Source organism: Terriglobus albidus (assembly GCF_008000815.1).
Classification (GTDB): Bacteria; Acidobacteriota; Terriglobia; order Terriglobales; family Acidobacteriaceae; genus Terriglobus; species Terriglobus albidus_A.
This window is the reverse complement of record NZ_CP042806.1, coordinates 1979805-2003571: the sequence shown is the minus strand read 5'-3', so window position 1 is coordinate 2003571 and position 23767 is coordinate 1979805. Positions and strand designations below refer to the sequence as shown.

Sequence of the window (23767 nt, the reverse complement as noted above, 5' to 3'; positions counted from 1 at the left end):
TTGATAGACCGCAATGCACGCCCATCGTAAAGCAACGGTATTCAAAACTGTACTCGAGTTGATTGGCCATCGGCAGAGTGATCCGCAGCTTTCACGATTTTCCAACAGGAAAAATGCTCTAACTGCAAGTGCAATACGATACCTGTAGGTCGAAAGAACTGGAGCTATGATCGCCATGAAGCCTATCTTCTTAGCACTGTTCCTGCTCGCGACATCCATGCTGGGGCAGACACCATCAGCGCCGCATAGCCGGCAATCCTGGTGCCTCTGCACAGCGAAGGTGCGCAGAACGATAGCCTTCGCCGACGGCAAACTGTATTCCGAGAGCTGGATCGATGGGAGCAACGGCCGGGAGTTACAGAGGGGCCTGAAACCCACTGAGTTCGGTGTGACATGGAACGGCCAGGAAGTCACTAGCACGGACGGCAAATGGTCGCTGCATTCCGCGCACAAGCAGCCAAACGCTGACGGATCCTGGGAATTGGATTTGACGCTGACGCATGGGACGCTTGAGGTAACGAAGTCCTACGTGGTCTACCCCGAAAGATCCATCATTCGTGAATGGGCGACTTACAAAAATACAGGACCGGCTGCTGTCGACATTTCCGATCCCCAATTTTTAAACATTGGCACGCGGCTCGGCGACCTTGGCTCCATCGACCTGGATTGGATGACGGGTGGCGAGAACCGTCCAGGATCGTGGATGCTGAAAACTGAATCGCTGCACCCGGGCCTCGACCGGAACTTCGACTCGTATGATCCGTTCCCTGGCGCGACGGGTTCCAAATTCGGATTCAGGATGGGCAGCGCGAGCTATGCCCCCTGGTTCGCGTTGTTCGATCGCGGGCGGCAAGAAGGAATCGTGGTCGGCTTCGACTACTTCGGTCGATGGGCGTCAAGCTTCAGGCCAAATGCAGATCAATCCATATCGATGCAGTTGAAAGTCGCGGGCTACCATCAGTCGCTGGCGCCGGGTGCTTCCGTGACGACGCCGAAAGCATTTACTGGCATCTTCCGCAACGATTTGGACAACGCCGGCAACGAGGTTCTGGACTGGCAGTATCAGTATCTATGGGACTACACGCGGGCGGACTGGTTCCCTGCCATCCGCATGGCGGGCTGGTGGTGGAAGGGAACGTCCTGGAAGGATCCGGGGAACACCTGGGTTGGCGGCAATGGTGACGCCGCATCCGCATTCCGCAAAGTGTTTCGCATGTCGGACCTGATGAGCGAGGTCGGCGCGGATGTCTACCACCGTGATTGGGGCTGGTGGGACCGCGCGGGCGACTGGGGTGGCCCCGACTTCCGAACGATGGGCGAATATTTGCGGAAGCATGACATGGGGCAGCTTATTTATGCCTTCATTTATACGGTGGACAAGCGCTCCAAGGTGGCACAGGAACATCCGGACTGGCTTTTGGGCAGCACTCTGGACATGTCGAACCCGGCAGTCGTTCGCTACCTGGAAGGCCAGTTGGACGAATTCGCAGACCGCTTTGGTCCCTTCGAATGGCGCAATGACAGCACGCCCACCGCGCAGCACGGCACAGATGACACGCCTCTACTGGGACAAGATCAAGGGTTGCGCACAATTCTCAAAACCTTCCTCGATCGGCATCCCGGCTACGCATTTCAGGGTGTGAATGACGGAGGCAAGAATGCAGGATATGACTATGCCCGCTATGCTTCGAGCATCTCGTTCAGCGATGGCGCCGTCGGCATACTGCGTAATTACTGGGCTTCGCTGATTTTGCCTCCAGATAAATCGAGCGATATTGGGGATAACTGGCAACCAGAGCAATATGACAAGGCATTGTGGCGTGGACTGCTGACCATCAACTTTGACATGGCGGGAGATACATGGAATCCGTCGAAGCTGGAAGGAGTGCGGGGACTCATCGACATTTACCACTACCTTGAACACGTGGGCCTGGTGGGTCAATGGGTCCATGTGTATCGCCCCGCGATACAGGGCGACGATCCGGCCATGTATTTCGAGCGGTTGAGCCGCGATGGGAACCGCGGCATCATCATCCTCAAGCACGTTGCTGCCAGCCCTGTCGTTGTATGGCCCAAAGGGCTTAACCCGGCAGACAAATATCTGGTCTCGTATCAGGAATCGAATCAAAGCGAATCCAGGACGGGCGCCGACCTGATGAAGTCAGGCATCACAATCAATCACCAGGCTGCCGGCGAACTGGTCTACCTGAACGTCCCCTTCCACCCGGGCAGCGGGCTTTATCGCGCAAAACCGACATCACCAGCAGATGTACGCAAGGCGAGTGCCAGTAATATGGGCTATCCCGGGGTCGAGATAAGGTGGAGTCCGGCTCACGATGAACAATGGATTTCCTATTACGAAGTAGCACGCGACGGAATCGTGATCGATAAGGTCGCGAAGGGAGCATACTTTTTCGACCACTCCGCAGGCGCCGACCTGGGTGCGCAGTATGCGGTGAGAGCTGTCAATGGCGGAGGTTTGGCTTCCCCGTTCGCGGAGGCGACGGGTTCCGTCGCGGCGACTCGCGCTGTCGTACTCGACGATGCTTCACCGGCTGGACTGTCCTTCACCGGAGACTGGAAGCACGAAGCCAACCTGCAACCGGCGTATGCCGGCACTCTCACCTCGTCCTCAGAGAAAGACGCCACGATGGAGTTCAAGTTCGACGGAACAGGATTCACCTGGTTCACACGCTTGTGCGGAGAATGCGGCGAAGCTGAAGTCAACATCGACGGTCAAGATGTAGCCAACGTCGACACGTATTCAGCGGATGACATCTTCGGAGTGGGCATCTACGGCAAGAGCTTTGCGACCGCCGGGGCACATCAAGTGAAGATCACAGTTCTAGGAAAACACGCCGGACCTCGTGGGGTGGGGACGCGTATCTACCTGGATGGGATCCGCATAACCAAGTGAGCCGCTCGTTCGGCACGCAACATGCGCTTCCCTTACAGACACGTCTTTTTTTACTGCTCTGCAAGATGGGCATGGCATAATCGCACTATCATTGAGCAGCGGTGGCAATAGAGCCGGAGGTCATGGCGGCCTACACTGGCGACACGTCCGCCATTAGAAATTGGGTGTACGCGCAGCTCCTGAACGATAGATTATTGAGATAGGGGTTTTGCCGATGGAAAGAGCGCCAGCGCCTCGTTTTATAGGAATTTTCCGGGCCGCGTCCATTGTGATATTTTGCGTCGCCGCATTCTTTTTTGCGTATCGCTCGATCAACTGGAGCTGGCAGTGGGACACCTCTGCCATGCACTACGTCAACTTTTTCATAGATCACGGCAAGGCTCCGTACCGCGACATTGTCGACATGAACATGCCTGGCTCCTACTTCATCGAAGGTTGGGCATTGCGGATCTTTGGACCTGGCGATCTCGGCTGGCGGCTGTATGACTTCTTTCTGCTCGCCGTTCTTACTGCATCCATGATCGTGATCGCCTGGCCGTACGACTGGCTGGCAGGGCTATTTGGCGGAGCGATGTTCACTATCATCCATGGAGCCGAGGGGGCCGGGAATGCCGCCCAACGGGAAGAGGTCATGACGGTGCTGATCGTGGCCGGAATTGCCTTTGCCTTCTCAGCTCTGCGGGCAAGGCGCCCCCTGCTGATGCTTCCGTTCGGCTTTCTGGTCTGGTTGGCCGCCTCGCTAAAGCCTATGGCTGCCCCCCTTGGCGTCATTCTTCTGCTGATGTCGATCCCTCCGCTGCGGAGACGAAAAGAAGCAGTCATTCCTTATATAGGGTTCGCGCTTCTGGGTTTCGCCGCCGCGTCGCTCATCATCGCGGGGTTCCTGCTTCGATATCATGCTACGGGTGATTTCCTGAGCATCACGAAGCGCCTTCTGCCTTATTACGCGGGGGTAGGCAATCTTGATATAGTCACGCTTCTCATCCTTCTTCCTCCGCGCATTGCGTTTATTCCCCTGCTGCTGATCACGCTGATTCTTACCCTCAGAAACAAAGACTGGAAGAATTGGGAGCGACAGGCCCTCGCGGTGACAATATGCTTCGGAGCGCTTTCCTTCGTCGCTCAGCGAAAAGGCTTCTCCTACCATCGTTATCCACTTACGGCCTTCCTGCTTTTGTGGATGGGGCTGGAGTTTTGCCGCGCGATGAAGATGCAGGGTTGGACGCGCGGCCTGGGATTGACAGGCGTCGCCGGCGTTCTCCTGCTGATCCCCGGATACTGTGTTTCGATCTATGGGGCAAAACCAAACTCTGAGCTGACAGACGCACTTGTGCTGGATCTTAATCGCCTGGGTGGTCCCAAACTGCAGAACCAGGTGCAGTGCCTTGACATGGTATCCGGCTGTCTCGGCGCACTGTACCGCGTTGGCCTGGTACATCACACAAAATTCCTGGGCGACTTCATGCTCTTCGGCCCGCCCGGCAGCCATCCCTCGGCTTACTATCGCAACATGTTCCTGGAGGAAGTTCAACACAATCCTCCCGGGGTCATCGTCCTGACAACATCGGGGCTCGGTCAGCCGGAATCGTTTGAAAAGATCGCGCAATGGCCACAGTTTGTTGAGTTTCTCAACTCGAACTATTCTTTGGACGTAACCCGTATGTACGATCCCATCAACCCACGCGGCTACAGAATCTACTTATTGAAATCCGGGAACGTGGCGTTGACTGACGGTCATTTGCAACATTAGAGCTTTTCCTTGGTGTGGAGTAGGGCTCCGCATCTATGGGCGTTTTCCGCGATGAAACACGGCTGCACTCCGCCTCCCGGGATACCCAGCAACAACGAAAATGCTCTGAGACTTGCTTCCTTTATCTGGCAATATCGCTTTTGTGGACCGATTTTTGAGAGAATGGAGACTATGATCAGCAACGGTCCCAGCCTTTCCCCAGAGGCATCCAGGGTTCGTCAACCCGGCGTTGCGGGAACGATCATGCGATTGTTTCCGGCCCGGGAGGTCCTGCGATATCTCGTCGTGGGAGTTGGAAACACGCTCTTTGGATATGGCTGTTACGCAGTCTTCGTCGCGCTGTACAACCACCTGCTCCCGGCGCGCTATCTTCCTTTCACGGTCGATCTTGCGTCTATCACCGCAACCCCTATCGGGGTGACGATGTCTTTTCTTACCTACAAGACCTTCGTCTTTCGCACCAAGGGAGACTATCTCAAAGAGTGGCTCCGCTGCTTTGCCGTCTATGGCAGCGCAACCATTCCAGGCCTCTTTATCCTTCCAGTCCTCACCAAGCTGCTGCAGTCCATCGCTCCGCTGCGCGGCGTCGCGCCTTATCTTGCAGGCGCCGTCGTTATGGGAGGAACAACGATTTATACCTACCTGGCGCACAAAAACTTCTCCTTTTCGCGACGCAATACTGATAAATCCGGCCTTCCAACCCAATCGAATTCCGCGGTAGCCACAGAAAGCCATACTGCTTAAAAGCTTCATTCCTTGTCGAGGTGCCCTTGAAGACGATCAGCGTCGTAACGCCGTGCTACAACGAACAGGACAACGTCGAGGAGGTTTATCGGCAGGTTCGCAACGTGATGGCTGGAATCGGGCGCTATCGCTACGAGCACATCTTCATCGACAACAGCTCACTCGATAACACTGTGCCGATTCTCAAGCGCCTGGCCGCGTCTGATCCTAATGTGAAGGTCATCATCAATGCCCGTAACTTCGGGCATATACGGTCTCCAATACACGCGCTGCTGCAGGCATCGGGCGACGCCATCGTGCTGATCGTCGCGGACCTGCAGGATCCCACCAGCATGATCGTCACCTTCGTCGAAGAGTGGGAAGCTGGTTCTTATATGGTGATCGGGATCAAGAAGACAAGCGAGGAGCACTCGCTGGTCTTCTTCCTCCGCAAGCAGTATTACAGGATTGCAGAGCGGCTTTCGAACATTGAGACCTTTCAAAACTTCACGGGCTTTGGTCTCTACGATCGCAAGGTGATTGAGTTTGTCAGATCGTTCGGTGACCCGTATCCGTACTTCCGCGGAATGATCGCGGAGATAGGCCTTCCGTACAAGAAGATCTATTACGATCAGCCTAAGCGCAAGTTCGGCATCACAAAGAATAACTGGTACACGCTTTATGACATTGGGATGCTGGGGATAATCAACCACTCCAGGGTTCCGTTGCGCCTGGCCACGTTCGTTGGTTTCGGTGGCGCGGCCTTGTCATTGTTTGTCGCAGTCGCTTACACCATCGCCAAAGTCATCTTCTGGAATACCTTCAGCCTGGGCCTGGCGCCAACCGTCATCGGGGTGTTCTTCATCGCGTCCATTCAACTGGTCTTCATGGGGGTCATGGGCGAGTATATAGGCGCAATTTACACGCAGGTACAGAAGCGGCCTTACGCAGTTGAACTCGACCGGATTAACTTCGACATCGAGCCACAGGTACCTACGCCCGTCCCTCAAAGTGTATCTATAGAATACGAAGCGGCCAGTATGAGTTCCATGGAGTCGCAGGCTCAGCCGATCGAGATGGAAGGGACTTAGAAGAGTCGACGACGCCAAGGCCGCTTCCCGAATCCGATCTGGAGTACATTCTGCGCGCAATCTCCCCGATGCTGGAGGAGATGAAAGGCCAAAGGCTCTTCATTACCGGCGGGACCGGCTTCTTCGGCCGCGTCCGTGCAAAAGGCGCAGCGCCTGCTGAACCTGCGACCGACCGTTGGTCTGGATGAGTCCATCCGGCGGATGGCCGGATGGAACGGTTTCAAACCAAAGTAGATGCAGTCGCGCCCGGGTTACAGCATTTCCTTGTGGGTGTCATGTAGGGCTTCCGCATCTATGCGGCGTTTTCTGCAATGAAAATGCCGCTGTACGGCCCTTTCGGGATACTGAGCAACACCCTCTAAAGAACCTTCAGCCCTTCATCGACCGAGACGGCAAACTCAGTCATCGTCTTAGCGATGAAGTCCAGCATCTCGGTGGTGAGCCCGGGATAGACACCGATCCAGAAGACCTGGTTCATCACGAAGTCGGTATTGGCGAGGTCGCCAATCACGCGGTACTCGTAACCTTCATATGCGGGCTGACGAAGCAGGTTCCCTGCGAACAGAAGGCGCGTACCGATCTTCTGTGCTTCAAGTGCGCGGGTCAGCTGGTCGCGCGTAAATGGCGCACTGGTCTTCACGCCGATGGGAAAGCCGAACCAGCTGGGATCCGAGTTCTCGGTCGCCACCGGGAGCAGAAGGAACTCCTCGAGCGGCTTCAATGCGTTTCTCAAATAAGCGAAGTTCTCTTTTCGCTTTTCGATGAACTGCGGCAGCTTTTCGATCTGCGAGACGCCGAGGGCAGCCTGCATGTCGGTCGCCTTCAGGTTGTAGCCCACGTGCGAGTAGGTGTACTTGTGATCGTATCCGCAGGGCAGTGTGCCGAGCTGCCAATCAAACCGCTTCCCGCAGGTGTTGTCGACGCCAGGCTCACACCAGCAGTCGCGGCCCCAGTCGCGGAATGAATCGATCAGGACCTGCAGTGCGGGCTTGTCCGTCAGCACGGCTCCGCCCTCTCCCATGGTGATGTGGTGAGCAGGATAAAAGCTGACCGTGGCGATGTCCCCAAAGGTGCCCACCTTCCGGCCTTTGTATGTCGAGCCAAGCGCGTCGCAGCAGTCCTCTACAAGCCAGAGATTGTACTTTTTGCAGAACGCCGTGATCGCATCGAGATTGAAGACGTTGCCCAGCGTATGCGCGATCATGACGGCCTTCGTCTTCGGACTGTACGCCTCCTCCAGTCGCGTGACGTCGATCTCATAGGTAGGCAGAGTGACATCCAGGAAGACCGGTACGAGCCGGTTTTGCAGGATCGGGTTCACCGTCGTGGGAAATCCCGCGGCCACAGTGATTACTTCATCGCCGGGCTTCAACTGACGATCCCCCAGCTTGGGCGACGTCAGCGCGCTGAGCGCAACAAGATTGGCGGACGACCCTGAGTTAACCAGCGAGGCAGAGCGGACGCCGACAAAGCGCGCGAGCTTTCGCTCGAAGTCCTTCGCGAAGCGCCCTGTCGTAAACCATCCGTCCAACGCGGAGTCGACGACGGAGCAGATATCCTCCGGTCCGATCACCTTGCCGGAGACGGGTACGACTGATGTGCCTGGCGTAAACTTTCTGGCAGGAAAAGCCTCTGCGTGAAACTGTGCAGTCAATTCGAGGATTTGCTGGCGGATCGCTGCTGCTTTATCAGTCATCTGTAGAATTAGCATACACAGCAATTTTGTGAGTCGAAAGACGATTCGATCTCCAAGATGGCGATGAACACTTTCATCGCTTCCTGATTACGACCCACCCCGTATCATGGTTACATTTTGGCTTCTAAAGGATTGAAATGAAAGCTGTCATTCTTGCCGGTGGTCTTGGCACCCGTATCAGCGAAGAAACTTCTGTCCGCCCTAAACCGATGGTCGAAATTGGCGGCCTCCCTATTCTCTGGCACATCCTCAAAATCTACTCGGCGCATGGCATTAAAGATTTCATCATCTGCTGCGGCTACAAGGGCTATGTGATCAAGGAGTATTTCGCCAACTACTTCCTGCACACCTCTGACGTCACCTTCGATATGAAGGAAAACAAAATGACGGTGCATGATTCGGTAGCTGAACCTTGGCGTGTGACGCTCGTCGACACCGGAGACTCGACCGGGACAGCCGGACGGTTAAAGCGGGTTGCCCCGTACATCAAAGACGACGAAGCCTTCTGCATGACGTATGGCGATGGCGTCTCCGATGTGGACATCACAGCGCTGATTAATTTTCATCGCTCGCACGGAAAGAGTGCAACGCTGACCAGTGTGCAGCCCGTCGCTCGATTTGGAGGTCTGGGACTTAACGGAACACAGATTCACTCGTTTCACGAAAAACCAGCTGAAGAGGGCGGCTGGATCAACGGTGGATTCTTCGTCCTTTCACCAAAGGTACTGGACGATATCACCGATGACCGGCAGATGTTCGAGCGTGAGCCGATTGAAGCATTGGTCGCACGCCGGGAAGTCCATGCCTTCTCGCATCGCGGCTTCTGGCAGCCCATGGACACGCTCCGCGACAAGCAGTACCTGGAAGAGCTCTGGAACTCAGGCAATGCCCCATGGAGGGTCTGGTGATAGCAGCCGAGCACGCTCAGGCACAGACCTTCTCCTGGCAAGGTCGCAAGGTCTTTCTCACAGGGCACACGGGCTTCAAAGGCGGATGGCTGGCGCTGTGGCTCGCTCAGCTTGGCGCCACGGTTCGCGGCTATGCACTCGATCCCTGCACCGAGCCGAATCTCTTCACCGCTGCTCGTGTCGGCTCGGTGATCGAAGACATTCGCGGGGATATTCGCGACGCGGCCAAGCTCGAAGCCGCCATGCGGGAGTTCGCTCCGGAGGTGGTCTTTCATCTCGCGGCGCAGCCGTTAGTTCTTCATTCGTATGAAGACCCGATCGGCACCTATGAGACCAACGTCATCGGCACGGCGAAGGTTCTTGACAGCGTTCGGCGGACTCCGAGCGTTCGTGCTGTCGTCTCCGTTACGACAGACAAGTGCTATGAAAACAAAGAGTGGATCTGGCCATATCGCGAGACAGATCCGCTTGGAGGGTACGACCCCTATTCCAGCAGTAAGGCTTGTGCCGAGATCGTAAGCGCGGCGTACCGGCAGTCATACTTCCCTGTTGCGCAGCTTGGCAAAACTCATCAGGTGGCCGTTGCAACGGCGCGAGCCGGAAACGTGATTGGCGGTGGCGACTGGTCAAACGATCGCCTCCTCCCCGACCTTGTCCGCGGGTTTCTGTCGCAAAAGCCGGTTCTGATCAGACGGCCGCATGCAATCCGTCCATGGCAGCATGTTCTCGAACCGCTTCGCGGATATATTCAGCTCGCCGAACGGCTGCTCACTCATGATCCCAGATACGCCACCGCCTACAACTTCGGTCCCATCGAAGATGATGCCCGTCCCGTGGCGTGGATTGCGGAGCATATGTCGGCGTTCTGGGGAGACGGCGCCTCCTGGGTGATTGACGACGCGCCATCTCCGCACGAGGCCCACTACCTGAAGCTGGATGCCAGCCGCGCCCGCGCCGACCTTGACTGGGCTCCTGCGCTACGGCTCGATGCGGCACTGGAGTACCTGGTGCGCTGGTATAAAAACTGGGACTCGCAGGCCGACATGCACGCCTTCACCCTGGGCCAGATCGAAAGCTACAGTGCACTCTCCTCCGCCAAAGACATCGTCTAGAGAATCGGGGCGCGTCCTGCGCCCCGATCCGTTGATCAAAGTTGCCGGGTGCTATCTTGGCCGCGCAATCAGGTCCGGGCTGCATAAAGTCTCTCGGAAGACAAGCAGCCACGCTTGCGCGAGAGTCGCCGCCCAAACGAAATCTCCTTCAGATTGTCGTCCTTCCTATTCCAGACCTTGCCGAACATGAATCGGAAGGGTTCCGGCCCGATGCGAGCTATGATGCTTGCGCGGAAATCTATGATGCCTGCGCGCTTCTTTAGTCAGAAGCTTTCTCTACGGGAAAGTGCAGGCTTCTCGGCACAGATGCTTCGAATCATTCCGCAGACACACGTCGATTGATGCTTGCGGATGAACTCGCAGAGATTTGCCTCATCCTGGCGGACGCGTTCAATGCTGACTGTATCCGTGCGCATGATGATTACGAAGATATAGCCTGGGATTATGCTCCCCACGTTGTACGGTTCGACGTTATCTGGCCGGACCGCGGCCTGCTGCTTGCATGTGCCAAGACGACTAGAGCATTTTCCCTGTTGCTGGGTAGGCCGGAAGGGTGTGCAGCGGCGTTTTCATTGCGGAAAACGCCCATAGATACGGAAGCCCTACTCTACACCTACAGGGAAAATGCTCTGGGGCAGCACTTTCTCTATTGGCTGCATCGCAAGTAGAGCAATGCACGATTCAATCGGTCGATCTACGAAGCCTCCTCTGGGAGCAACAGTTAGTCCTACCGGCGTTCAATTTCATCTCTGGGCTCCCCATATCAAGCGGGTCGAGTTATTGCTGTACGACGGAAGGCGTTATCCGGCGCAGAATCAAGAGGATGGATATTTCTCCCTTCATGTTCCAGGTCTGAAACAGGGATGCCTTTACCGTTATGTTCTGGACGGCGGCAGACCTTTCCCAGATCCGGCGTCGCGATTTCAACCTGAAGGACCTCATGGCTGGAGCGAAGTAATCGATCCCTTTTCCTATGCCTGGACTACCGGCGAATGGCTCCTTCAGGAGCTCCAACTCGCCGGACAGGTGTTGTACGAGCTTCATCTCGGCACATTTACGCAGGAAGGCACCTATCGGGCTGCCGAACGGGAATTCAAACGTCTTCGCAATCTTGGCATAACCGTTTTGGAGATTATGCCGGTCCATGAGTTCTGTGGAGAATTCGGCTGGGGCTATGACGGGGTCGCCTTCTTCGCGCCGTACCATCGCTATGGCCGCCCGGATGACCTTCGTCATATGGTCGATGCGGCTCATGCTGTGGGCCTGGCTGTTCTCCTTGATGTCGTTTACAACCACTTCGGCCCCGATGGGAACTGCTTCGGAGAATATTGCTGCGACTATTTCTCCAAACGGGCAAGCGAATGGGGAAGCTCTCCGAACTTCGACAACGAACATGTGCGCGAATACTTCCTGCAGAACGTTGCCGCCTGGATTCATGAATACAGGCTCGATGGCTTACGCTTTGATGCAACACAGGCGATCGTTGATTCCGGACATCATGAGGAGCATATCCTTGCTGCCATGAGCCGGCGTGCGCGCGAGGCTGCCGGCAATCGGAAGATCATTCTGGTGAGCGAATGCGAGCGTCAATGGTCCCATCAACTTAAGCCGCTTGCCGAAGGTGGCCATGGATTCGACGGCATGTGGAACGATGATCTCCATCATTCCATGATGGTTCGCCTTACCGGAAGACGAGAGGCTTATTACAGCGACCACGCAGGAAGCCCTCAGGAGTTTATCTCCGCTGCGAAGTATGGCCCTCTCTTCCAGGGGCAATATTATGGATGGCAAAAAGCGCCGCGCGGGACAGATTGCCTGCGCCTTGAACCGTGGCAATGGATCACATTTCTGGAGAACCACGATCAGGTCGCTAATACACTTCGTGGAACCCGTCCTAAAACCCAGAGCAATCCTGGACTGTATCGTGCCATGGCGGCCTATTGGTTGCTTACACCAGGCACTCCCATGTTTTTTATGGGGCAGGAATACGGCTCGGAGTGCCCCTTCCTCTACTTCTCTGACCAAAAGCCGGAGATACACGAGAAGGTCCGAAGCGGACGACTCGCCTTTCTGAAGCAGTTCGACTCCGTTCGCGATGCCGAGGATCTTGCACACCTTCTTTCTGATCCGGGTAGCCCAGACACATTCCAGAGGTGCAAGCTTGGGCCAGACGACCGAGCGACAGAAGAAGCAACGCAGTACTGCGAGTTCTTCCGCGACCTGCTGCACCTAAGAAGACACGAGCTGGCGGTCGCACAGAAGGGTCGCGGCATGATCGATGGAGCGGTACTGTCCGACGGCTGCTTTCTGCTGCGCTACTTTTTCTCTGAAGACACGCAGCGGCTTGACCATCTCCTTCTCGTCAATCTAGGGCAGACGCTCAAGCTCGAACATATTCCTGAACCATTGCTCGCTCCACCCGAGAAGACACATTGGAAGATGATCTGGAATAGTGAGCGGCTGCAATACGGGGGATCTTCAGTGGCCTTTCCCATCACAGACACGGGTTGGCGGATAAGCGGTCCGGCAGCAATTCTGCTTGCAGCAATATGAAGCTGTTCGCAGTGCCTCATATACCGACGCGCAATGCAGGCGGAACCGATACCATCCGGAAACCGTGAGCTTGCCCCTCATTGCAAGGCTCTGATCTCCTGTAACAGCTCGGAAGGATGAATCGGTTTTTCCAGAAGGCGGAAATGAGGTCCCTGAGCTTCCGCTTTGCCCATCAGCTCCATGGTGCCTGCCCGGAGAATAGAAGAATCCGGCACCTCGGATACATCTGGGCTACTCGCATACCAAGTTCTACTCCCGTAAGTCCCGGCATGAAATCAAGCTTCTTTTGACCATGGTCAAATATGTCTTGACGAGAGTCCTTCGCAGGAGCAAGATTTGACCATGGTCAAATCTGATCCGGCCACCGACAAAGGCGAGCAGACTCGGAGGCAGATATTTAATAGCGCTCTACAGCTATTCAGAGAACGGGGGTTCGATCCCACGACGATGCAAGAGATCGCCAAGCATGCCATGGTGGTCAAAAGCGCCGCTTACTACTACTTTCCGAGCAAAGAGGCGATTGTCCAGGCCTACTACGAGACGGTTCAATCAGAGCAGGAACGCTTGTGTGAAGAAGTGTTCGCTGAAACCGGGCACCTGAAGACCCGCTTAGCGATAGCTCTTCACTCAAAATTAGATTTGGCAAAGGACGATCGGAACTTGCTCGGAGTGGTGTTCCGATATACCGGTGAGCCGAAACATCCACTCTCCTGTCTTGGACAAGGGACAGCGGAGATTCGTCGCCGCAGTACGCAGGTCTTCCGTAATGCAATTGCTGAAGAGAAGCTTCCCAATGACCTCAAGGAGCTGCTTCCGGTCGCGTTATGGGCGCTTCAGATGGGTCTCCTGGTGATGTTTCTGTACGACTCTTCAGAGAATCAACGGCGAACACGACACATGGCAGATGGAGCACTCGACCTTACTCTGAAGCTGCTTGGACTTGCAAAGCTTGCAGTCTTGAAGCCAATCAGAAGCAAGGTTCTTCTGCTTTTGCGACAGGCAGACCTTTTGCCCGGGGAGTGAAAGCAACCATGATCCGACTCGAAGAGACCACAATCATTAAGGCCCCCATCGAACGTTGTTTCGACCTCTCCCGTAGTGTTGAAGTGCATCTGCTCTCGAATGTTCATTCGGGAGAACAAGCTTTAGCGGTCGAAGGCGTTACCTCCGGTCTCGTCGGACTATCTGAAGAAGTCACATGGCGAGCCAAACACTTCGGTATCTGGCAAAACCTGACCAGCAAGATCACCGCGATGGAATCGCCCTACTATTTCCAGGTCACAATGGTTCGCGGAATTTTCCGTTCTATGCAGGCGGATCACCTATTTGCGAGCCTGGAATCCGGCGATACCGAGATGAAAAACATCCTGTCAGTCGCCGCCCCCTTTCCCTTGCTCGGTCTGATTGCCGAGGCTCTTTTCCTGCGCCGCTACATGCTGGCTCTTCTGCGTGAACGCAATACTGTCATCAAGCGCGTCGCGGAGTCCTCAGAGTGGGAACAGTACCTACCCGACATCTCGCATCGGATTAAGGAGACCATGCTATGAAGATCATCATTGCTGGAGGGAGCGGGCAGGTTGGAACCATCCTCGCTCGGCACTTTCACCAGAATGGACATAGTGTGGTTGTTCTCAGCCGCAGGTTGCAAAAGGCTCCCTGGCGTGTTGTTCATTGGGATGGCTCCACATTGGGACCCTGGCTCGGCGAAATCGATTGCAGCGATGTCTTGATCAACCTTGCGGGTAGGAGCGTAAATTGCCGCTACACCCAGAAGAATCGCCGGGAAATTCTTGAGTCCCGTGTCCTGTCTACCAGGGTTCTCCATCAAGGCATTGCCAGGATGGAATACCCACCCGCGGTTTGGCTCAATGCTAGTACAGCAACAATCTACCGCCATGCTCTTGATCGGCCAATGGATGAAGCGACCGGGGAGTTTGGCGGTAACGAGATGGGAGCCCCCAACACCTGGAATTTTTCAATTCAGGTTGCAAAAGCCTGGGAAGAAGCCTTTTTCTCTGCCGTGACTCCTGGAACCAGACAGGTTGCCCTCCGGAGCGCCATGACCTTCAGCGCTGATCGAGGGGGCGTCTTCGATGTATTTCTGAATCTTGTTCGCCACGGTCTCGGCGGAACCACGCTACCTGGCACTCAATTTGTCTCGTGGATTCATGAGGCCGACTTTATTCGCTCAGTTGAGTTCCTCATTAAGAAGCAAGAGATCACCGGAGCCGTAAACCTGGCCTCTCCCCACCCACTGCCGAATCGCGAGTTCCTTGGCGTTTTACGAAAAACATGGGGTACGCGCTTTGGTCTGCCGACCACAAGGTGGATGCTGGAGCTGGGTACTTTCCTGATGCGTACCGAATCCGAACTAATACTCAAGAGTCGTCAGGTCGTTCCAGGCCGACTGCTCGACGCCGGCTTTCAATTCGAGTATCCAACGTGGCCTCAAGCTGCACAGGATCTGGTCGCCCAATGGAGGAAAGCCAATCCATAACAGTGGATGCATCGCATCAGGAAAACTTCGGTACATCGTTAGGAAACGCTCGTAAATCCCCCGGGACACTTTGGTGCGCTTCCTCTAAATTTCACTGCTAAGAAACATCAATATGAGAACTTTCATCTCTTTGCAACACCGCAGCTTGGCAGGAATCTGGTGGGAAAAGGCGTATATGCCAAAGCCGACTATTGCGATTCTCATTCTGATGGCATGCCTGATCGGCGCCTCAAATCGAGTCTCCTTCGCGCAGTCACCCGCATCCCCGCAACAAAGTCTCACGCCGACACCGCCCATGGGATGGGCGAGCTGGAATCCGTTTTTTTGCGACTATAACGAACAGACCATTCGGGATCAGGCCGACGCGCTGGTCGCCACTGGAATGCGTGACCTCGGATATAAATATGTCCTCGTCCAGGAGTGCATCGCCCCTGCCCGCGAGGCTTCCGGGGAGCTGATACTCGACCCTATCCGTTTTCCTCATGGGATGAAAAGCCTTGTCGATTACATCCACTCCCGAGGATTGAAAGCAGGCGCGTATACCGACGTAGGACCTTATACCTGCTTCCCAAAGCCGCATTATCAAGGAAGCTATGGGCACGAACTTCAGGACGCCAGGACATTCGCGTCATGGGGTATCGACTTCATTGAAATGGACTATTGCAACCGCAATCCGGAGCATACCGGACGCGAGATCTACGAACGCATGGCTGCCGCGATCCAGGAAACTGGAAGACCCATGCTTCTTTATATCTGTTCCTGGGGAAATGAAAGTCCATGGACCTGGGCTCAGGGAAAAGCACAGCTATGGCGAACAGATGCCGACATCAGTTACCGAAAGAATCAGGTTGACTGGATGCACGTTGTTGCTGGATTCAAATCGAACGCGCTCCATGCCGTCTTCAACGCTCCTGATAGCTGGAACGATCCTGACATGCTCGAGGTTGGAAATGGCGGTCTCAACATGATCGAAGCACAAACGCACTTCTCCATGTGGGCCATCTCAGCCGCTCCCTTATGGGCCGGGACTGATCTTACAAAGATGACGGGTGAGGTAAGAAAGATCTATACCAATCCCGAAGTCATTGCGGTTGATCAGGATCCTTTTGGAGCCGGACCGGTAAAAGTTGCCGAAAACAGCGTGGGTCTCGAGATATGGTCCAAGCCGTTGGGCAGCATGGCCAGCGGAACGGATGCGGTTCTTCTGCTAAACCTAACAGACACTGCCGCAGATGTTGCTCTCCGATGGAGTGATCTGAATCTTACGGGAAAGATCCGGATACGCGACCTCTACTCTCACAAGGACATCGCGTCGCAGCCAGAAGGCTATCGCACACACCTCCCGCCGCATGGCTCCGCCATGCTTAAAGTCAGCGGAACCTATATGTGGTCTAAAGGAGCTATCTTCGAAGCTGAGTGGCCGGGCAATCTCCGGAAAGAAGATTCAGCACTACTGACCTGCGCCTCGTGCAGCCAGGGATACGCTATCTCATTGCACGGACCGAAAGATCCGTTGAATACAGCGTCCCTTGAATTCACCCATGTTGTTGCGCCCGAGTCTGGCAAATATCACTTGACGCTCTACTACGTCGACAGCCACCTCATTACGGACAAACTGCAATTGCGAGTGAATGATGGAACACCTATCCCGGTCCATCTTTTCAGTTTTATCAATGGTTTCGAATCGTTGCCCATCGTGCTGAAAAAGGGCAACAATACTCTGACCTTCACCTATAGCGATGCTGCTGGAACGAGTGTGAACATCGATAAAATTCAGATTTACAAATAGCCGGCCGGAGCATCACTCAGTCAGAACTCCGATCTATTGGCAGCTATTTTCAGAAGTGAAGGTCTCCATCGGAGACGAACTAGCCGATCTCGAAGCTCACGCCCTGTGCAAGTGGAAGATCCGTTCCGTAGTTGATGGTATTGGTAGCACGGCGCATGTATTGCTTCCATGCATCTGAGCCTGACTCGCGACCGCCACCGGTATCTTTTTCGCCACCGAAGGCGCCGCCAATTTCAGCGCCAGATGTGCCGATGTTGACATTCGCAATGCCGCAGTCCGATCCACTTGCGGAGAGAAACCGCTCGGCTTCGCGCATGTTGAGCGTAAAGATGGAGGACGAGAGCCCCTGCGGCACATCATTATGCAGATGGAGAGCCTCTTCAAAATCGCGATACTTCAGAACATACAAGATCGGCGCGAAGGTCTCGCGCCTCACGATCTCTGCCTGACTGCCAATTTCGACGAGCGCGGGACGGACATAGAACGCCTCGTCCGAACTAACATCTGGCGCGACACGTTCTCCTCCGGTGATTGCTGCTCCTGCCATTCGTGCTTCTACGAGAGCACGCTGCATTGCTTCAAAGGCACGTGCATCGATCAGCGGGCCAACCAGTGTGCCTGTTTTGCGCGGATCGCCGATGACGACAGAGTGATAAACCTTCTTGAGCCGTGCGACAAGGTTGTCATAGATCGTGTCATGCACGATCAATCGTCGAAGCGTCGTGCAACGCTGTCCCGCTGTGCCCATCGCCGAGAATGCGATGGCCCGTAGAGCCAGATCCAGATCGGCGCTTGGGCAGACAATCGCGGCGTTATTTCCGCCAAGCTCGAGGATGGCTCGCGCGAAGCGCCCTGCGAGCCGCGGTGCAACGGCACGCCCCATCGCAGTCGAGCCAGTTGCCGAGACAAGCGACACGCTCGGGCTATCGACAAGCATCTGCCCCAGGCCTCCGTCGCCTACAAGCAAGGTCGAGAGTCCAGCGGGCACGCCGCCAAATTTGGCTGCCGCCCGCTCAAATAACGCCTGCGTCGCGAGTGCTGTGAGTGGCGTCTTCTCCGAGGGCTTCCATACCACGGCGTTGCCACAGACTAGCGCGAGTGCTGCGTTCCAGGACCACACCGCGACCGGAAAGTTGAACGCGGAGATTACGCCGACAACCCCGAGCGGATGCCACGTCTCCATCATGCGATGATTTGCGCGTTCAGACGTGATGGTGAGACCGGTGAGTTGCCGCGATAGTCCAGCGGCAAAGGCGCAGATATCGATCATCTCCTGCACCTCTCCGAGACCTTCTGACAGGATTTTGCCCGTCTCGATCGTCACAAGCCGGCCAAGCGCTGGTAGCTCTGACCGCAGCTCTTCGCCAAGCAGTCGAACCAGATCTCCGCGTTTGGGAGCGGGAACACTACGCCACGCAACGAACGCATTCCGTGCCGCCGTCAGCGCATCGTTGACCGCTGTCGCGTCAGTCTTCGCGACGCGTGCAATCACCTCGCCGGTGATGGGTGTCCGCACGATCAGTTCTCCATGCGTATAAGCAGTAGCCGGCACCCCGAGATTTTTGAGCAATCGATGCACTTCTTGCTCAAGTGAACTCTTATTGCTCGTCATCTTTCACTTCTCCGTTACCGAATGGCGGCGTCGCCTTGTGCCCGCACCTCGGCAAGAGCACCTGCCTACTTCTGGTTGGCGGTCACTTTAAAGATTGCCTGGGCATTGGAACTGTCAAAGCTGAGGTCGAGCTTGGTCTTTCCATCCTCTGCCGGGAGCGGAAGCCGCGTGATGAATTCGTAGAACGACCCCGGCACTTCCTTTTCAATCAGGCTGCCACCTTCTGTGCGGAAGTCACGTCGCACCCGAGCCGCAAGGAACGCAGTCTGGCGAACCCTGCCTGATTGCGAGGTCTCAACCGTTGCCTTCATGGCGCGGCCAAGCGCCTTCTGCTCTTCGGCCAGCCGATCGACATCGATGACTCGGTCCGTAGCGTGGTTGAAGGCGTTTCCTTCCGTGGCAATCCATGCCATCTCTGCCGATTCAGCCAGCAAAGTCTCGTAGTCGGCCAGAGCCGGATCATCATGCTGGCGGCTAAAGACCTTTGCAAGCACGGGCAACAGCGCAACCGCTTTTTCTACAGACAGAGAACGCTGCGTTTCCAATTCAATGAGGAGAGCCTTTGCCTCGGCTGTAAGCGGGTCGCGAGAGGTTGATGTGACACGCTGGACGGCCGCCTGGAATTCCGCGGAAAAGCGGTCCGGGTGTAGTTCGCTGATAAAGAACTGTGCGAGTTCCTCCGGGTACTCCACCTGAGCATACGAACGTCCGGTCATCTTCAGGCGCTCCAGCGGATAGACGCCGTTCAACGCATAACCGAGCGGACGCAGGATGCGGATGATTGCCTCTTCACCTGCCGGCAGCGTGCCCATTCCGCTCAGTGCTACGGTGCGGACCGCGCCATGATCATGCATGATCTTCTTGCCATCACGAAGACAGTCTTCCGCGTAGAGCTTTGCATCCGGCACGCGGTTCAACAGATCTTCGAACAGCATCATGTTCAGTACTTGTGCAATGCCTGCACGTGAAATGCTCGCACCGGACTCTTCCATGAGAGCTCCGGAAACTTTGAGCACTTCAAACAGACGGTGTGAGCGCTCTGCACCGACAACCTCTTCGAGCGTTCCCTGCAGTACAGCGACCTTGGTTGGCATCTTCCTTCTCCTTTTCCGAGATTCTGTTATCGGGTGGCGAGCATAACGCATTCTTCTATGACGCACTCCAGGATGTCGAGAGCAACATCTGTTTCTTCTTGTGTAACGATCAGCGGTGGGCAAAGCCGGACCGTATTCTCTCCACAGCCAAGCAGCAACAGCCCTCTTTCGAAAGCGAGATCGACGATGCGGTCGCGCAGTGCACCTGCCTGTTTGCGCGATTGCTTGTCCTCGATGATCTCGACTCCGATCATCAAACCACGTCCACGAACGTCTCCAACGATCTCATACTTTTCCACCCAGGCGCCGAGCCTTGCAAAAGCTGCAGCTCCCACCGTCGCAGCGTTATTCATGCCTTCGCGCTCAATAATGTTCAGAGTCGCCATCGCGGCCGCGAGGCAGATGGGGTTCCCGCCATACGTACTTGCGTGCGACCCTGGAACCCAGTCCATAAGCTCAGCCTTCGCCATGCAGATACCGAGCGGCATCCCGGATGCAATTCCCTTCGCGATGCAGACGATATCGGGCTCTACACCTGAGTGTTCAATGGCCCACCACCTTCCTGTTCTTCCAACGCCTGACTGGACCTCATCAGCGACAAGAAGGATGCCGTGACGATCACAGATGCGCCGAAGTTCCTGCAGGAAGATATTCGGCGGCACAACGTATCCACCTTCCCCTTGAATGGGTTCGACGAAGATGGCGGCGACCTCCTCGGGCGGCAACATTGTCTTGAACAACTTCTCCTCTAGAAAGCGTGCGCATGACAGGCCGTACGCCTCCTCTTCCTGAGGACCTCCGCCGGTACCGCGATACCTATAGGGATATGGAACGTGCGTGACACCAGGAACAAACGGGGCAAAACGACGCTTCTGCTGGACCTTGGAAGCAGTGAGCGAGAGCGCCCCCATCGTACGGCCGTGGAAGCTGCCGAAGAAGCTGATGATGTTTTGCCGTCCTGTGTGGTAACGCGCCAGCTTCAAAGCGCACTCTACAGCCTCTGCGCCTGAATTTCCGAAGTAAAAACGATGCGGCCCCGGCATCGGCGCAATGGCAGACAGGCGCGATGCGACCTGCGGCATCAGATCGTAGTAGAAGTCTGTACCAGACATATGGATCAACTGCGCGGCCTGCTCCTGGATCGCCTTCACGACCTCCGGATGGCAATGGCCGGTAGAGTCGACGGCGATGCCGGCAGTAAAGTCCAGAAACTCATTGCCGTCTACATCCTGAATCCGACAGCCACGCCCATTCTTCACGACGAGAGGATAACCACGCGTGTAGCTTGGCGAAATGAGACGGTGGTCATCAGCCACTATTCTCTGCGCTCGGGGTCCTGGCACGCTGGTGATTAACTTCGGACCAAATTTTGCGTGCAAATCAGAGTTGGCAACGCGTACAGATGCTTGCATTTCAATGCTCATACAATCCTCCAGCAGGCTGGGGAGCAATCTGGTTTCACCTCTGAGCCAGGGCCGATCTCGCGATCGAAACGCGACGAGATAGCCGTCAGGCAAAACTGAGGCTCAGTATTCCTGAGATTTGGATTGAAATGCGCTAGTCGCCCGAGAAGAGATTCGGCCGTACGGTGCTTGGAACAGCCCGGGCCGTCTCAGACAAGTTATGGCGCGTTCTGCACCGAACTCCGATAAGCACGAAGGCGTTGGTCGGATTGTCAGGCCTCAACATATGCTTGACTCCGTTTCGCCGAAAGTATAGCGCACGTCGAAGGCAATGAATACCACAAACCACAACTGCCTGCTCCCGGCAGCAGAAGAGTAGCTGATCTTTGGTCCGGTCGGGAATGACGATGAATATTTATTCAACTCCCATTGAATAATCATTCTCGTTGACCCGTAGGTATATGTTCTGCCATTCTCCAGACCATAGGGGTGGGTACAGGCCATGATTTCCGAGCCATATAAGAAGGAACAAGAGTCCCTTCCTGGCGAGAGTCATCTTGTTCCCGCGCTGCTGATGTGTCCGCCCAGGTTTTATGGCGTTTCCTATGTCATCAACCCGTGGATGCGGGGAAACCTGGGTAAATCTTCGCTGTCGCTTGCCATGCAGCAGTGGCAAAAGTTGTACCGTGTCCTGTCTGGCATGACGCATGTTCTTCTGGTTGAACCTGTTGTCGGCTCGCCCGATATGGTCTTTACCGCAAATGCCGGTCTTGCGCACGCCGGTATTGTCGCGATCAGCAACTTCTATTACCCGGAGCGCCAGAACGAAGAGGCACACTTCCGCCGCTGGTTTGCTGACGCTGGTTACAGAGTCGCTGATTTGCCTCGCGAGATTGCGTTCGAGGGTGAAGGCGATGCACTGTTCTCCTCTGACGGGTTACGCCTCTGGGCGGGATATGGCTACCGCACTCACGAAAGCAGCCACGCAATTCTTCGTGAACTATGGGGCGTGGAGGTTGTGGGTCTCCACCTCGTGGATCCGCGTTTCTATCATCTTGACACCTGCTTTGCCCCGCTCAGAGACGGCTCCCTGCTCTACTTTCCACCTGCGTTTGACAAGGCATCGCTTGCCAGGATCGAGTCCTATTACCCGCCAGCTCAGCGCATCGTTGTCAGCGAAGAAGATGCGATGAGCTTCGCATGTAACGCAGTTAACATTGGCAGAACGATCGTGCTCAACCGCATCAGCTCTGAACTCGAATGTAAACTTATAGTTCGGGGATTCGAAGTAATCCAGGTTGAACTGAGTGAATTCCTTAAAGCCGGGGGCGCTGCTAAATGTCTGGTCATGCAGTTGACTCCGGAGCTACATCTGCAACCGCTGAATCACACCGTGAGATCATGCAACTGACATCGCAGTATTCCGCCGCTAACGATCTAATCGCGCTCGAAGAGAAGTATGGCGCCCACAACTATCATCCGCTCGATGTTGTCATTGAGAGCGCGCAGGGCGCCTGGGTCACCGATGTCGAAGGCCGGCGCTATCTGGACTTTCTCGCCGCCTATTCCGCGGTGAATCAGGGTCACTGCCATCCTGCGATTCTTCGTGCCATGATGGAACAGGCGGGCAAGGTAGCTCTGACTTCACGTGCCTTTCGCAACACACAACTCCCTTTGCTGCTCCGCGATCTGCACGATCTTACTGGGTTCGACATGGCGCTGCCCATGAACTCCGGAGCCGAGGCAGTTGAAACGGCTCTCAAGGCGGCCCGCAAATGGGGTGAGAAGGTCAAAGGAATAGCGAAGGACCGCGCCGAAATCATCGTCGGCGCCAACAACTTCCATGGACGAACCATTTCCATCGTGGGCTTTTCTACCGAGCCACAGTATCGCGACGGCTTTGGCCCATTCTCAGCGGGCTTCCGGAACGTCCCCTTTGGTGACGTCGAAGCATTACGCAACGCGATCACACCCAACACCTGTGCTTTCCTCGTTGAACCAATCCAGGGCGAAGCCGGAATTATCCTTCCTCCCGCCGGCTATCTTCGTGAAGTGGCGAGCATCTGCCGCGAAAACAATGTGTTGCTGATCCTGGATGAAATCCAGTCAGGCCTTGGACGGACAGGAAAGCTCTTCGCTTACATGCATGACCAGATCGCGCCTGATGTCCTCATCATCGGTAAGGCGCTCTCTGGAGGGTTCTATCCTGTCTCGGCGGTGCTCTCCTCGCGTGAAGTCCTTGGCGTGTTTCAACCAGGAGATCATGGCAGCACCTTCGGCGGTAATCCGCTTGCCTGCGCCGTCGCCCGGGCAGCGCTCCGTGTTGTTGTCGACGAAGATCTTCCCACGCGCTCAGCGGAATTAGGCGCCCACGCTCTCGCAAAACTAAAGCAGATTCGTAGCCCGCACGTGGTTGACGTTCGTGGCCTTGGTCTGTGGCTCGCCATAGAACTCAACGTGCCCGCGAGGCCGTTCTGCGAACAAATTCGTGATCGCGGTGTTCTCTGCAAGGAGACGCACGAGAAGGTTATTCGTATTGCACCACCGCTTACGATCAGCCCTGGCGATCTCGATTGGGGTCTGGAAAAGATCACTCAGGTCATTGAACAGATTTAGATCTGT

The 23767-nt window shown here is 55.6% G+C and carries 17 protein-coding genes; 13 read left to right on the top strand and 4 right to left on the bottom strand.

Annotated elements, in window-relative coordinates; genetic code table 11:
* Positions 1–175: 175 nt before the first annotated feature.
* The 4 genes from FTW19_RS08060 to FTW19_RS08045 all read left to right on the top strand — a co-directional run bounded on the left by FTW19_RS08060 (position 176) and on the right by FTW19_RS08045 (position 6481).
* Positions 176–2917, top strand: coding sequence for a hypothetical protein (locus tag FTW19_RS08060; RefSeq protein ID WP_147647144.1), 2742 nt, complete (start codon positions 176–178; stop codon positions 2915–2917).
* Between the two features lie 268 nt (positions 2918–3185).
* The gene (locus FTW19_RS08055) at positions 3186–4667 is read left to right on the top strand and encodes a hypothetical protein (RefSeq protein WP_147647143.1); all 1482 of its coding nucleotides are present in this window, start codon (positions 3186–3188) and stop codon (positions 4665–4667) included.
* Positions 4668–4910: 243 nt separating this feature from the next.
* Positions 4911–5411, top strand: a complete 501-nt coding sequence (locus FTW19_RS08050; protein WP_187143359.1) for a GtrA family protein — start codon at positions 4911–4913, stop codon at positions 5409–5411.
* Between the two features lie 20 nt (positions 5412–5431).
* The gene (locus FTW19_RS08045) at positions 5432–6481 is read left to right on the top strand and encodes a glycosyltransferase family 2 protein (RefSeq protein ID WP_222705545.1); all 1050 of its coding nucleotides are present in this window, start codon (positions 5432–5434) and stop codon (positions 6479–6481) included.
* A 358-nt stretch (positions 6482–6839) separates the two neighbouring features.
* On the opposite strand, the gene rfbH is transcribed toward FTW19_RS08045, so the two are convergent.
* Positions 6840–8177 (bottom strand): lipopolysaccharide biosynthesis protein RfbH, encoded by a 1338-nt coding sequence (gene rfbH, locus FTW19_RS08040; RefSeq protein ID WP_147647140.1) that lies wholly within the window; start codon positions 8175–8177, stop codon positions 6840–6842.
* A 137-nt stretch (positions 8178–8314) separates the two neighbouring features.
* Between rfbH and rfbF the strand changes: the two genes are divergently transcribed.
* The 7 genes from rfbF to FTW19_RS08005 all read left to right on the top strand — a co-directional run bounded on the left by rfbF (position 8315) and on the right by FTW19_RS08005 (position 17036).
* Entirely contained in the window at positions 8315–9085 is a 771-nt protein-coding gene (rfbF, locus tag FTW19_RS08035) for a glucose-1-phosphate cytidylyltransferase (RefSeq protein ID WP_147647139.1), read from the top strand.
* A complete protein-coding gene (gene rfbG, locus FTW19_RS08030) occupies positions 9082–10197 on the top strand; it encodes a CDP-glucose 4,6-dehydratase (RefSeq protein WP_348641820.1) in 1116 nt (371 codons plus the stop codon). The genes rfbF and rfbG overlap by 4 nt, the downstream gene beginning before the upstream one ends.
* A 672-nt stretch (positions 10198–10869) precedes the next feature.
* Positions 10870–12750 (top strand): malto-oligosyltrehalose trehalohydrolase, encoded by a 1881-nt coding sequence (treZ, locus tag FTW19_RS08025; protein WP_147647137.1) that lies wholly within the window; start codon positions 10870–10872, stop codon positions 12748–12750.
* A gap of 342 nt (positions 12751–13092) precedes the next feature.
* Positions 13093–13773: a TetR/AcrR family transcriptional regulator gene (locus tag FTW19_RS08020; RefSeq protein WP_147647136.1), complete on the top strand. Its 681-nt coding sequence runs from the start codon at positions 13093–13095 to the stop codon at positions 13771–13773.
* Between the two features lie 8 nt (positions 13774–13781).
* Positions 13782–14297, top strand: a complete 516-nt coding sequence (locus FTW19_RS08015) for an SRPBCC family protein (RefSeq protein WP_147647135.1) — start codon at positions 13782–13784, stop codon at positions 14295–14297.
* A complete protein-coding gene (locus tag FTW19_RS08010) occupies positions 14294–15247 on the top strand; it encodes a TIGR01777 family oxidoreductase (protein ID WP_147647134.1) in 954 nt (317 codons plus the stop codon). The genes FTW19_RS08015 and FTW19_RS08010 overlap by 4 nt, the downstream gene beginning before the upstream one ends.
* A gap of 175 nt (positions 15248–15422) precedes the next feature.
* A complete protein-coding gene (locus FTW19_RS08005) occupies positions 15423–17036 on the top strand; it encodes an alpha-galactosidase (protein ID WP_187143358.1) in 1614 nt (537 codons plus the stop codon).
* Between the two features lie 79 nt (positions 17037–17115).
* Here the strand turns inward: FTW19_RS08005 and amaB are convergent, their stop codons facing one another.
* The 3 genes from amaB to FTW19_RS07990 form a co-directional block, all read right to left on the bottom strand.
* Entirely contained in the window at positions 17116–18615 is a 1500-nt protein-coding gene (amaB, locus tag FTW19_RS08000) for an L-piperidine-6-carboxylate dehydrogenase (RefSeq protein ID WP_246153741.1), read from the bottom strand.
* A 98-nt stretch (positions 18616–18713) separates the two neighbouring features.
* Positions 18714–19742: a DUF1338 domain-containing protein gene (locus tag FTW19_RS07995; protein WP_147647131.1), complete on the bottom strand. Its 1029-nt coding sequence runs from the start codon at positions 19740–19742 to the stop codon at positions 18714–18716.
* Between the two features lie 26 nt (positions 19743–19768).
* Positions 19769–21154 (bottom strand): acetyl ornithine aminotransferase family protein, encoded by a 1386-nt coding sequence (locus FTW19_RS07990; RefSeq protein ID WP_147650535.1) that lies wholly within the window; start codon positions 21152–21154, stop codon positions 19769–19771.
* A 493-nt stretch (positions 21155–21647) separates the two neighbouring features.
* Here FTW19_RS07990 and FTW19_RS07985 point away from each other — a divergent pair, with 493 nt between their 5' ends.
* Together FTW19_RS07985 and rocD are read left to right on the top strand one after the other, a co-directional pair.
* Positions 21648–22556, top strand: a complete 909-nt coding sequence (locus FTW19_RS07985) for a dimethylarginine dimethylaminohydrolase family protein (protein ID WP_147647130.1) — start codon at positions 21648–21650, stop codon at positions 22554–22556.
* Positions 22547–23761: an ornithine--oxo-acid transaminase gene (gene rocD, locus FTW19_RS07980; RefSeq protein WP_147647129.1), complete on the top strand. Its 1215-nt coding sequence runs from the start codon at positions 22547–22549 to the stop codon at positions 23759–23761. Before FTW19_RS07985 ends, rocD begins: the two co-directional genes overlap by 10 nt.
* Positions 23762–23767 lie beyond the last annotated feature (6 nt).